The 12,389-nt window shown below is 57.2% G+C and carries 12 protein-coding genes and 1 pseudogene; 4 read left to right on the top strand and 9 right to left on the bottom strand.

What is annotated here, in order from left to right:
- Positions 1-70 precede the first annotated feature (70 nt).
- Positions 71-1,438: a tyrosine-type recombinase/integrase gene (locus tag P2081_RS09870; RefSeq protein WP_278922706.1), complete on the bottom strand. Its 1,368-nt coding sequence runs from the start codon at positions 1,436-1,438 to the stop codon at positions 71-73.
- A 513-nt stretch (positions 1,439-1,951) separates the two neighbouring features.
- On the opposite strand from P2081_RS09870, the pseudogene P2081_RS09865 reads away from it, so the two are divergent.
- Positions 1,952-2,059: pseudogene (locus P2081_RS09865) on the top strand (ATP-binding protein); the annotation flags it as partial.
- A gap of 399 nt (positions 2,060-2,458) precedes the next feature.
- Here the strand turns inward: P2081_RS09865 and P2081_RS09860 are convergent.
- From P2081_RS09860 to P2081_RS09835, 6 genes are read right to left on the bottom strand one after another with little or no spacing between them, the layout of a single operon-like run.
- Positions 2,459-3,487, bottom strand: a complete 1,029-nt coding sequence (locus P2081_RS09860; protein WP_278922705.1) for a zinc-binding alcohol dehydrogenase family protein — start codon at positions 3,485-3,487, stop codon at positions 2,459-2,461.
- A gap of 22 nt (positions 3,488-3,509) precedes the next feature.
- A complete protein-coding gene (locus tag P2081_RS09855; protein WP_278922704.1) occupies positions 3,510-3,854 on the bottom strand; it encodes a cupin domain-containing protein in 345 nt (114 codons plus the stop codon).
- Positions 3,851-4,951, bottom strand: coding sequence for an alkene reductase (locus P2081_RS09850; RefSeq protein WP_278922703.1), 1,101 nt, complete (start codon positions 4,949-4,951; stop codon positions 3,851-3,853). Before P2081_RS09850 ends, P2081_RS09855 begins: the two co-directional genes overlap by 4 nt.
- 47 nt (positions 4,952-4,998) lie before the next feature.
- Positions 4,999-6,177 (bottom strand): MFS transporter, encoded by a 1,179-nt coding sequence (locus tag P2081_RS09845; RefSeq protein WP_278922702.1) that lies wholly within the window; start codon positions 6,175-6,177, stop codon positions 4,999-5,001.
- Positions 6,178-6,191: 14 nt separating this feature from the next.
- A complete protein-coding gene (locus P2081_RS09840) occupies positions 6,192-6,863 on the bottom strand; it encodes an SDR family oxidoreductase (protein WP_278922701.1) in 672 nt (223 codons plus the stop codon).
- Positions 6,856-7,251 (bottom strand): VOC family protein, encoded by a 396-nt coding sequence (locus tag P2081_RS09835; protein WP_278922700.1) that lies wholly within the window; start codon positions 7,249-7,251, stop codon positions 6,856-6,858. Before P2081_RS09835 ends, P2081_RS09840 begins: the two co-directional genes overlap by 8 nt.
- A 93-nt stretch (positions 7,252-7,344) precedes the next feature.
- Between P2081_RS09835 and P2081_RS09830 the strand changes: the two genes are divergently transcribed.
- The gene (locus P2081_RS09830; protein ID WP_278922699.1) at positions 7,345-8,244 is read left to right on the top strand and encodes a LysR family transcriptional regulator; all 900 of its coding nucleotides are present in this window, start codon (positions 7,345-7,347) and stop codon (positions 8,242-8,244) included.
- An 8-nt stretch (positions 8,245-8,252) separates the two neighbouring features.
- Here the strand turns inward: P2081_RS09830 and P2081_RS09825 are convergent, their stop codons facing one another.
- Complete coding sequence (locus tag P2081_RS09825) at positions 8,253-8,957, bottom strand: GntR family transcriptional regulator (protein WP_278922698.1); 705 nt, start codon at positions 8,955-8,957, stop codon at positions 8,253-8,255.
- A complete protein-coding gene (locus P2081_RS09820) occupies positions 8,957-9,286 on the bottom strand; it encodes an NIPSNAP family protein (protein ID WP_278922697.1) in 330 nt (109 codons plus the stop codon). Before P2081_RS09820 ends, P2081_RS09825 begins: the two co-directional genes overlap by 1 nt.
- 94 nt (positions 9,287-9,380) lie before the next feature.
- Here P2081_RS09820 and P2081_RS09815 point away from each other — a divergent pair, with 94 nt between their 5' ends.
- The gene (locus P2081_RS09815) at positions 9,381-10,340 is read left to right on the top strand and encodes a TAXI family TRAP transporter solute-binding subunit (protein WP_278922696.1); all 960 of its coding nucleotides are present in this window, start codon (positions 9,381-9,383) and stop codon (positions 10,338-10,340) included.
- Between the two features lie 50 nt (positions 10,341-10,390).
- Entirely contained in the window at positions 10,391-12,307 is a 1,917-nt protein-coding gene (locus P2081_RS09810; protein ID WP_278922695.1) for a TRAP transporter permease, read from the top strand.
- The last annotated feature ends 82 nt before the right edge of the window (positions 12,308-12,389 follow it).

Here is a 12,389-nt window from a genome sequence, read left to right as displayed (position 1 = left end):
CGGATTTTTTTACGGGGGAGCCGGACGGACGGACGCTCTCTAAAAGAGAGGCGTCCGTCCGTCCGGTGTCCTATTCAGATACCGGCGAATGCGCACCATCCACGATGTGGTCCAGCGCAGCGCTTAACTTGTTCAGTGCGACAACTTTCGGATCTTCGGTTTGGTTTAGGATCCGAGTGGCGACCATATAGTGCCCTGCAGAGCCGCTGACACCGGCGGTGGCGAAGCGATTGGTGTGATCCAAAATCGCCTCAACTGTTTGGACGGGTATCTGCAATTCTTCCAACAAGGTTGCACCCGTACGGCGCAGATCGTGCCGTGTCCAGTCGCGGGTTTTGCTACCTTTTTGGATTTGCTCCGCAATGCGGTTCCAGTTGTCGAGCTTTCCACCGCCCCGGTTTGGAAACACGAATGCATCGCGCGCCCCTTTGGAGTAACCTGGCAATGTCTTGAGTAGGTCCAAGGCAGCTTGAGATAGTGGCAGGCGTTGGCTGCGTCCCTTGCCGGTAATATCCTTCACTTCATGCTTGGTCCAAACGCCGTTGGTGAAGTCGATATCGCACCAGCGCGTATTGGCGACTTCCTCGCGGCGTGCCAAGGTCAGCAGCAAAAATCGCATGGCGGCTGGTCCATAATCGTTACTTGGTAGCATGTTCCGGCGGCGGATTTTCAACGGCGCTGGATATTGCAGAAGAGGGACAATTGCGGCGATCTCCTCAACACTCAAAACGCGTTCTCGCTTGCCCTTAATAGTGGGGTCATCGCTTGCGGGATCGTGAATGCGTCGTAACTCGGCCACGTCAAGTCGGGTGGCGCGGCCTGCACCAATCTTGCCGAATTTGCGACCACGATGTGCAGCCCAATCCAGAACCGGGGAAAGATAAGACAATGCCCTCGACACTTGGCCGTTCGCTGTAGTTTTGCCATTAAGAGGGCGGACAGGCTTATAGGCATTGGCAACCACGCCGAAGCCTTCTGCTGTTAAACTCTCGACCTGTTTGTCCAGCAAAGATCCGAAGACGCGCTCAATCGTGTTTCGAGTATAGGCTGACGATTCAGCACCTCCACGGGGACGCCAGCTTTTCTTGGTTTTTGCAAAAACGGGCTGAACCTCATCCAGCAACTGCCGTAATGTGATTTTTTCCTTCCGCGCAACGCATGGCGAAGTCGGTTTATGCTCTCCGTTGATTTTCAGGTCTACGCGGATCTGAATTGCGATTTCGCGGGCCTTCTTCAGAGAAACATCCGGATAGGAACCGATGGTAAATGTCTCGTATTTCCCAGATTTACCTCGGATCATTAGGGCAAACGACTTGTGACCAGAGCGCGAAACACGGAGTTTCAGGCCAGTGGTCTTTGCATCTGTGATCTGGAGCCGGGATTTATCTGTTTTAATGTTCTGGACCAGTTTGTCCGTCAAATTTTGGGTGGTATTCATTGCGTTCCTCGTATTGATTACGAGGTGGACATTGGCCAAACCACGAGACACAAAGCGGGACTGCACGGGACTGCAAAGACCGTTGGATTGCCTGAAACAGCGTGAGACAACCTGAGACACGAGGTGCGTCAGAATGTCGCACTTTAGTTTAGACTTATCTTTGAGTTTTAAGACGTTAAGCCGTCTCAATGCGTCTCAAGATACTCCAACCGGCCTTGACTGGCTTTGAGTGCAGAATGTTTGAAAATCCTCGTGTCGGTGGTTCGATTCCGCCCCAGGGCACCATTAGATCAAACTTAAGTTCTTGTTTCTTCTGCTAAAATCCATGCAGAAACTTATGATTTTGTCACACATTCCGTACACAATTCTTCGAAAGAACGTCTTCTACTATAACCGTAGGACACCCAAGTTGGCTGTTGATCTTTACGGCCCATCTATCCGACTAAAGCTTGGGTAAGACGAAGCCCTAGGGTCAGGACCCATTGATTTCCGTATGGCGGCGTGAACCGAGTAGAATGGCCAAGTGTCTTCGGTGGTGCGAAGATGACCACCGCACTGCTCGACCGCCTGACGCATCACTGCGAAATTGTCGAAACCGGAAACGAAAGCTGGCGCTTAAAAAAACCGCGCAGCCCCACCGCAGCTGCGTTAAGTGAGAACTACGCTGCGCCGGGCCTACTCAACACCAGAGGGGGCAGCATTCAATGCCGATCGACAATCATACCCGCAAATTGCAGGACCGCGACACTCAGGATGACCGGCAAGTCGCCTCGTGTCAGAATCGGCAGGCGGTGTCTGGCAATGACGATCAGGACAGCAACGACTGGAGCACGAAGCAGAAAGCGAAGGCTTACCATCCAAAACCGGGAAAATGGTCAAGCCCGGACTTCATCACGGGCAAGTTCACCCCTAACAGCAAAACAGACAGGCCAAGCATGTCAAGAGCACTAACCTGTCCGGGAGTGACATCGGCCGAGCGTACAATGCGTTGGCCGATGGCTTGTTTCCTGATCCTGTGTATCAGAACCCCTCAAGCACAATCTTGCCCTTTGCGGTGCCAGCTTCGATTGCAGCATGAGCCTTGCGCAGGTTTTTCGCATTGATCGGCGACAGTATCTCGCTCACTGTGGTACGAATGCGGCCCGTGTCGATTTCATCGGCCACAAAGCTCAGCAGCTTGTGTTGCTCGATCATGTCTGGCGTCTGATGCATGGCGCGGGCGAACATGAACTCCCAGTGTAGCGAGGCTGCCTTGGTCTTCATGCCGGCCATCGGCATCGGCAGGTCGGCATCATCGATTGTCACGATCCCCCCCTGCGGACGGATCAATTCGACTGCAGCATCCCAGTGACGCATGTCGTTGAAGATTGCGATGTGATCGGCATGTTGGAATCCAAGCGCCCGGGTTTGCGCAACCATATCCTCATGGTGGTTGACTGTATGATCCGCCCCCAGCTCCTTGACCCACGCGATGGTCTCTGGGCGCGAGGCGGAGGCGATCACGGTCAGACCAGCGCGCTTGGCCAGTTGGATGGCAATCGAGCCAACGCCGCCAGCGCCACCGATCATCAGGATCGATTGACCGACATCAGCGCCATCACGGTCGATGCCGAGACGGTCGAACATGGCCTCGTAGGCGGTGATCGTGGTCAGGGGCAGAGCAGCTGCCTCGGCGTGACTGAGGGTTTTAGGCTTGTGTCCAACGATACGCTCATCGACCAGTTGAAATTGCTGGTTGGTGCCGGAACGGGTGATATCACCCGCGTAATAGACCTCGTCGCCCGGTTTAAAGAGCGTCACATCCGGGCCGACCGCGCTTACGATCGCAGACGCATCCCAACCCAGAACGCGCGGTGGTTCCTCAATCTTGTCCTTCGGGGCACGTACCTTTGTGTCGACAGGGTTCACGGCAATCGCCTTCACCTCGACCAAAATGTCATGGCCAATTGGTGCAGAGACGGGCAATTCAACGTCGATGAAGGCTTCTGGATCGCTGACCGGCAGATAGCGGGTCAGCGCAACGGCTTTGCTGTTGGTCATGTGTTGCATTTGTGTATTCCTTTTTTGGGTATCAGTGATCGAACTCGACTGTGACAAAGACCAGCTCGGCGTCGCCGGTGTTGGTCAGATCGTGGATGAAGCCACTTTCGGCGGTCAGGTCGGGGAAATGCTGCGTTTGACCATTGGTATAGGTGATGTCCTGAATCCGGCCATCGCCGTAGTGCGACCTTGCCGTTCCGTCGGTCAGGACGGTCCAGAAATACGGGCGATCATGGCGATGTGCTGAAAGCGTCTCGCCGGGGGCAAGACGCAAGTGCCAGATCCGCATACCCCCGGCTTCGGCGACACGCTCGGTGCCGGTCCGATCGTTGCCGTGGGCGCGCTCAACCTCGTCGGCGGAAAGGGGGCAGCTCATGCCGCCGCCCCATAGTTGCTGTAGGAGGTATATCCTTTCCGATCGCCACCAAAGAGCGTATCGCCGTCGAAATCTGCTAGCGGCAAACCTTCGGCATAGCGGCGCGGCAGGTCTGGATTGGCGATGAAGGGGCGTCCAAAGGCCACAACATCCGCTAGACCCTCGTTCAGAATGGCATCGGCTTTGTTCTTGTCATAGCCACCGGCAACAATGATTGCACCTGCGAAAGCCTCGCGCAGGGCTTTGCGGAAGGCGCGCGGTGTTTCCGGGGCGTCATCCCAATCGGCTTCCGCGATATGGATGTAAGCAATCCCGATACGCCCCAGTTCCCTGGCCATCGCCAGGATTGCATCCGGCGCTGCGGGGTCATCCATCCCACGCTGCGTGATGAAGGGTGAGATGCGGATGCCGACGCGATCCGCACCGATTTCAGCGGCCACGGCCTCAACCACCTCGACCGCAAAGCGAATGCGGTTTTCAACGCTGCCACCGTATTCGTCCGTGCGCTTGTTCGAACTCGCGCGCAGGAACTCCTCAATCAGATAGCCGTTGGCCGCGTGGATCTCGACACCATCGAAGCCGGCCTCCTTGGCATTGCGGGCCGCCTTGGCATAATCGGCAATGACGGCTGCGATTTCAACTGTTTCCAGCGCGCGGGGTGTCGGGCACTCCACCATGCCGCCGTCGCCGGTGGCGGGGTCGACGACCCAGACGGTTGAATCGGGGGCAATCGCCGAGGGCGCGACGGGCTGACCATCTTCATGGAACATCGCATGGCTCATCCGGCCGACATGCCAAAGCTGGTTGAAGATGCGCCCGCCTGCTTGATGCACGACATCGGTCACCTTACGCCAGCCTGCAACCTGTTCTTCCGAGTGAATCCCCGGAGTGAAGGAATACCCCTGGCCCTGTTGGCTGATCTGGGTGGCTTCGGTGATGATCAGCCCCGCATTGGCACGTTGGGCATAGTATTCGGCCATCATCGCATTGGGGATGTTGCCGGGCTGGTCGGTGCGGCAGCGTGTCATCGGGGCAAGTGCAATGCGCGATGGCAGGTCAATGGCGCCGACTTTGGCTGTATCAAAAAGAGTGGTCATCTTTGATCCTTTCGGAGAGGTTTGGTCTGAATTGCGGTAAAGTTGGCTCAGGCGTGGCATTGCACGCCGGAACGGGATTTGCGTTCCTGTGTCAGGATGAACAGTACGCCCAGGACCGGAACCATGGCTGCAGCAAAGGGTATTGCGGTTGCTCCCAGTGTGCTGTCGACGACGGCAGCCCCGATGATCCCGCCCAGCGCATTGGCGATATTGAAGGCAGAGATATTGGCCGTCGCAGCGAACTCTGGCGCTTTGCTGCCGAACTTCATCACCCGCATTTGCATCGCTGGCACGTTTGCAAAGCTCATCACGCCAAAGAGGAAAGCAGCGACGACAAAGGGCCATTTGGAAGGTGCGGCAAAACCAGCCACGACAAGGGCTGCGATCATCGCGATGGGCCAGCCGATCAGGGACAGGCGCAGATTGGCATCTGCGGTACGGCCACCCAAGGCGTTGCCCAAGACAAGCCCCAGCCCGACGATGACAAGAACCCAAGTCACGTCAGCGCGTGCAAATCCAGCCACCTGTTCGGCCACGGGAGCGATGTAGCCATAGAAACCCATGAACCCCGTCCAGGCCAAAACGGTATAGGCGAGGCTCGCAAGCAGGTTGCGGTCGGCAAATACACCGATTTGGCCCCGAATGGATGCCACCACTTCACGACCCTGACGCGGAATCGCGGACAGGATGGCAAGCGTGGCAATCACACCCAGAACCGCTACAATCAGAAAGGTGGCGTTCCAGCCAAAAGCATTGCCGACCCAGGCACCGCCCGGCACACCGAGCACATTGGCAAGGGTCAGACCGGCAAACATCTGCCCCACTGCGCGGCCTTCCATATCCTTGGAAACAAGCCGCGTCGCAACAACGGCCCCAATGCCATAGAAGGGGCCCTGGGTCAGACCGGCAACAACACGGCTCACCAAAAGCGTAGTATAATCCCCGGCAAAGGCGGACATGACATTGCCGAAAATGAACAATCCCATCAGACCAAGCAACACATTGCGTTTGTCGAACCGCGTAAGCCAGAGCGTCAGGATCGGACCACCGATCACAATCGCCATAGCATAGGCTGTAATGAGTTGCCCGGCTTGACCTTCGGTGATGGCCAGATCCTCGGCGACCTGGGTGAGGAGGCCCGCGATCACGAATTCCGCGGTTCCGATAGCAAATGCGGAGAGGGTGAGGACCCAGACCTGTAGGGGGAGTTTTGATCCGGTAGACATTGGAATAATCCTGTTCAGTTGATCAGCGCACCGCCGTCGATGTCGATCACGGCACCGGTAACGGAGGGGGTTTCGATGGCAAAGAGATGACCTGCAGCCACGTCCTGCGGTTGGGCCACGCGACCAGCGGGCAAGCGGGACGCCGCCCCGTCAAGCATCTGCTTGCGCGCATCCGCATCCATGCCCGCATAAGCCTCTGTCTCGGTCAGGCCGGGGCTGACCACATTGACACGGATCGGGGCCAACTCCTTGGCGAGGATTTTGGCGGAGGCTTCGAGGGCGGCGTTCATCGCGGTTTTGGCGAATGTCCCAGGGACAGTTCGCCTGGCCAGGAAACCACTGGTGAAAGTGATCGTGCCACCTGGCCGCAGGTTCGGGGCTGCGGCCTGCGCCGCGCGAATACTACCCCAAAATTTCGTGTCGAAGGCTGCGTGCGCGGCGTCAAGATCGAGGGATGCAATGGCTCCACCCGGCGCTTGCGAGCCTGCGGTGAAGACAAGATGGTCGATCAGGCCCTGTCGTGCAATCCAGGCAGCCAGAGCGGCGCCGTCCGAGGCATTGACGCCCGTCGAACGGCTGGCGCGTACCACTTCGGCACCGCGCGCGGTCAAGGCATCTGCCACCGCCGCGCCGATACCCGATGTGCCGCCGATCACGATAGCTTTCTTTCCGGTCATGTCAGTCATTTTCTTCTCCTGAGAAAGGGGTGGTTTCGCGGAACACGGTTTCGATGAGCTGTCCGCAGGGGGCATGGAAGAACAGGCGCCGCTCGTTCAGTTCGGGCAGATCCATGGTGGAATACCGGATGCTTTTTTCTTCGAGGCTAGTGCGAAAGCGGGAGTAGCCCGTTAGGCGAAATCCGACGTGGTCCCAGGCTTCGGGGCTGGAGTTCGGACCTAGCCCACGGGAACCGATCAAATGGACAATTGGGTCGTCACCGGCATAAAGCCAGTGGCCCGGAATCCGCTGGATTACCTTGGGGCGCGGCTTTTCTTCAAGCCCGAAGACATCGACAAAAAAGTCCCGTGTTCCGGTGAGGTTTCGGGTGCGTATGGTCACATGGTCAAGTTGCATCGTGCTGTTCCCTTGCTTGCCAACAACTTACCCCTTGCGGCATTCCAAGAGAATTGAGTAACTTCCGAAATAATACTTCGGAGATCACGAACAATGATACTGGACAATCTTTCGCTCTTTCTGCGTATCGTCGAAAAGGGTGGGCTGGCAGCTGGTGGACGCGAGATGGGGTTGTCACCGGCAACAGTGTCGGAACGCCTTGCTGCGCTTGAGAAGCATTACGGCGCGCGGCTGTTGAACCGGACAACACGCTCCATCAGCCTGACGGAGGAAGGGCGCGAACTGGTTGATGGTGCGCAGCGCTTGCTGGCTGAATCAGAAGAACTGGAAGCGCGCATCCGGCTTGGAGTTGAGCGCATTGCCGGGCCGATCCGGTTGAGTGCGCCATCCGATCTGGGCCGCAACCGGTTGGCGCAGATCATCGACAGATTTCTTGAAGAAAACCCCGAAGTCTCGGCCGATCTGCATCTGAGCGACGGGTTTGTCGACGTTGCCGCAGCGGGTCTCGATCTGGCGATACGCTACGGCGACCTGGCGGACAGCAGTTTGATCGTCCGGCGTTTAGCCAACAATTCACGGATCGTCTGCGCTGCACCTGGCTACCTGGAGCGAAACGGTACACCGGCCCATCCCGTCGACCTGGAAAGCCACAACTGCCTTCTCATGCGGTTCGGCTCGGATGTAGACCGTGCCTGGCCTTTTGAGATCGACGGTGCCAGGCAAATGATCACGGTGCGTGGTGACAGGATTGCCAATGATGGCGACCTGATACGACGCTGGGCTTTGGAGGGGCGCGGGATTGTGCGCAAATCGCAATGGGATGTACATCACGATATTTCTGCAGGGCGACTCATCCCGCTTCTAAGGGAGTTTGAAGTTGCTCCTATCGGCCTGCAGGCGGTCATGCCTGCGGCGCGCACGCAACCGCGCCGGGTTCGGGCATTGATGGACGCGATTGTGCTGGACTTTCGAGCAGATCCCCAAGTTACCTAATGGGCCTTTCAGCTTTCGCCGCTCTGGTTCGACACTTGGGTCATTCTGTTCAGAGTCTCCACCCTGTGCGAGGCGAAGATCTGCCGCAATCTCCGTTCATCCGCTTCGGATATCGCGTCGATCATGTCCACATGTTCGGCGTTAGAAATCTTCATCGCATCATCTAGCGTCAGACTGTTTGCGACGTGTGAGGCGAGTTGCCCCATCAGGTTACGATATGTTCGTGCCAGATGATCGTTTCCAGCCATGCCCAGCAACGTGTCGTGAAACGCCTGATTGTTCTTGGCGTAGCTAGCCGTGTCGTTCGACCTGATCGCTTCGTCCATATCGGAGACCTGGCGTTTCAGGCTCTTCAAACCTTCTTCCCAGGAACGAGAGGTGCGTTTTGACACCAGAAGGGCTGCCAGTCCGTTGTCGAGGATAGCCCGCATCTCAAAAACGCATGCGACCTCGTGTTGATTCAGGACTTTGACAAACCAGCCTTTATTTTTTTTCTGTTCGAGGAGGCCCTGGCCTTCGAGCGCGCGGAGCGCCTCGCGCACAGGTCCACGGCTGATGCCAAACTTACTTGTGAGTTCTTGCTCAGTGACGTGATCCCCACCCTGCCGCTGGCCAGAGATAATTTCGTCCTCAATTTTTGCGCGCACCAGCGAAGCAATACTAGTGCCGCGCAAGAGATCCAGATCTGAGGCAAGGGAAGTGGCTTCTGTCATTAGTGTTCTTCTTCCTCGTTGAGCAGGCAAAACTCCATCGACTTAAGTATCCGGTTTTTCTGACTGATTTGAAGAGAATTCACCTTTCGATAGTGAATCCAGTCCGGATCCGTTTCCATGGCTGCACGTCGGCAATCGCGGTCCGCGTGTGAATCGTAGCGCCGCAACTGAATGACAAGATTCAGATCCCCGATCTGGGAAACAAAGTACCCGATCGGTCGGCCCAAATGCTTTGTCTGAACATCATAGCCCAGTTCCTTGTAGCGCTGAAGGTATTCCTCAAGGCGACCCGGTTGGATCTCGTAAATCCGCTCTTCGTAGATGGGCATGACACTTCCTTTCTTCATTTCCTTGACGAAAGATTACTTGATGAAGTAAATGATGTCTATTGTAGATTGTAGGACAATCTTGTGGAGGAACATCATGAACACTTTTGCTGGCCTGAAACACGGCCTCGTACTGGGATTGGGTCTTGCTTTTGCCGCACCGGCATTTGCGCAGGATCGCCTAGCGGTCGGAACGACCTCATCGTCATCAAGCCAGTACGGCTACTACGTTGCCGTAGCTCAGGTTTTAAAATCCGCCGGGATCGACCTGCAGGTCGTCGAAACCGGAGCGTCTCTCGACAACCTGCGGCGACTTGATCATGGCCAGGTGGATATGGGGCTCGTCACGACGAATATCGCCAAACTGGCGGCCGAAGGGCACGAATCGATCCCACAGCAAAGCGAAACCCAGACGCTCTGGATTTATGCACAACTGCCGCAGAACGTGATCGTGAGGGCGGACGCGGGGATCAACAGCATCGCCGAACTCGAGGGCGTCCAATACAACCCCGGCATCCGAGGCTCGGCTACCGAAAGCACCGCTGAACGGGTCTTCGCAGCGATGGGTGTTCAGCCTGAATTCGTGCGCGGCTCGACGGGGGATACGGTCGACGCGATCAAGGACAACCGCGTTGCGGGATACGTAAAGTCAGGTGTCGGTTACAAGGTCGACGGATCAACGCTCGATCTCGCCTCTTTTGTCCCAGTGAAAATCCTGGGGCTTACCGACGAGCAGAAACAGGCAATCTCGGAAAAGGTCAGCGACGTGACCCTAATGGATGTGTCGGCGGGCGCTATTGAAGGCGCAGAACCTTATACGACCTGGTCGATAGGATTTGCCACGGTCGTTAAGCCTGATTTCGATGAAGAGACCGCCTATCGCATTGCCAAGGCAATCTTTGAAGACCGGGAAATCCAGCGCGGTGCCTTTGCCGTCACCGGAGAATTCGACCTCGCACAGTTGACTATCGATGTCGCCACGACGCCGTTGCACCCCGGCACGATCCGCTACCTCGAAGAAAAGGGCTACGAGGTTCCGGACCATTTGCGCCCCTGAAAATGACTGGGGCGGTGCCCGGTGCCGCCCCCTCCTTGGAGGAAACCCCCATGTCTGATACCACGTCTTCCCCGACTAAGGACGGTCGATCCCTGGTGGCGATCGTGCTGGCGCTCTGCGCGGTTGCTTATGTCACCCTCACTTCCGGGTTTGGTCAATTCACAAACCTGGTCCAACGCCCGGCCTTTTTGCTGCTAATCATTTTGCTCGGGTTTGCACTTTACCCAGCAAGAAACTTCGGAAGAGGGGGATGGATCGTCGATCTCATCCTGGCTTCCGGCGGTGCCGCTGCCTGTGCTTCGATCATCTGGCGATCGGACATCATTGCAACTTCCTTACCCTTCGCTGAACCACTGGACCTCGCGCTTCTGATCATACTCCTGCTGGCATCGGTCACCCTGATGGTCCGGATGGTGGGCTGGGCATTCCCGAGTTTTGTTATCCTAGCACTTGCCTATGCGCTCTGGGGTAGTGTCATTCCGGGCACTTTCGGTCATCGTGGCGTGGATATCTGGTTCCTGACAGAAACGCTGTTTCTTGGCGATATCGGTCTGTGGGGGCTGCTTACAGGCGTGGCTGCGACAACAATTGCCCCCTTTGTTCTGTTCGGATCAATGATCCTGAATACCGGCGGCGGCCAGACCTTCATGGACATTGCGATGCGGGTCAGCGGACGCTCTCCCGGCGGTGCAGCGAAAATGGCGACAGTCGCCTCCGGGCTCTTCGGCATGGTCAGCGGCAGCGCGGTGGCCAATGTCGCCACTACAGGCAACCTGACGATCCCGCTCATGCAACGGCTCGGATATCCGGCGAGACTGTCGGGCGCGGTCGAGGCTGTTGCATCCACGGGCGGGCAATTGGCTCCTCCGATCATGGGGGCGGCCGCCTTCGTCATGGCGGAACTTGTCGGCGTCAGCTATCTGACCATCGTGAAGGCTGGCATAATTCCCTCCTTGCTGTTCTATACGTCGATCTTCGTCATACTGCATTTGCTCGCAAAGCGCTGGCAACTGCCCCTGGTTCCCGAAGAGGACATGCCAGCCTGGCGCGAAGCGCTGGACCTGAAACGTCTGCTGCCGCTGATTGCCGGGCTGACCGCCCTGATCGTGGCCGTGTTCAGCGGCCGGTCGATTGCCTTCTCTGCCTTCATTGGAACCGTGGTTCTGCTTGGGGTTTACCTAGCGCTCAATATTCGGGGGAAAGAAGATCTGCGTATCTGTTCAAAGGCCATTCTGGCGGGAGCGCAAGATGCCGGTGTCGGCTTTGTTACCATCACGGTATTGCTTGCGGGCGCTCAGATCCTGGTTTCCATCATCAACCTGACAGGCGTGGGCGTGGCCTTGTCGTCGCTGATCGTGGATGGATTTTCATCTTTGCCCCTGCTGGCGCCGGTCGTTGTGGCCCTGGCGTGCCTTGTTCTCGGCATGGGTGTCCCGACGACCGCCGCCTATATCCTGGTTGCCTCCATTCTGGCACCGGCGATGATCCGGATCGGTTTCGATCCGCTCGCAACCCACCTGTTCGTACTATACTTTGCGGCTCTCTCGGCGATCACTCCGCCGGTTTGTGTGGCGGTGTTCGTAGCGTCCGGTATCGCAAAGACCTCCTGGTTCGCAGTAGCCAAACAGGCCATGCGGCTCAGTAGCGCGATTTACCTTTTGCCATTTGCTTTCCTGTTCATCCCCGGGCTCTTGGGGCAGGGCAGCGCGACCGATATCGCTCTCAGCATAGTTCGGGCGACAATCATGACCTGTGCTATTGCCATGCTGGCCAGCGGCAGAGCGTGGGACCAGCGCGGCGTCCTGACACTCTTGCTGTGGCTCGCAGCCTTGGGGTTGGCACTCGCTCCGTCCATTTACGCGGTTGGCGGCGCGGCTGTGCTTTCTCTCATCATCGTCTTCCTGCCGGATGGCAATGGCGGTGTTCCAGAAACCTCTTCCCTCGCAACAAAGGAGATTGGGAAATGACGACCTGGCATGCCTACGGCATGCCGAGGCTGCTTGATCTTTGGGACCGACACAACATCAAGGTCACCTCTCACATGGTGGG

Source organism: Pseudophaeobacter profundi (assembly GCF_029697505.1).
GTDB classification, from domain to species: domain Bacteria; phylum Pseudomonadota; class Alphaproteobacteria; order Rhodobacterales; family Rhodobacteraceae; genus Pseudophaeobacter; species Pseudophaeobacter profundi.
The sequence above is the reverse complement of the archived record's forward strand: the minus strand, read 5'-3'. Positions and strand labels throughout refer to the sequence as shown.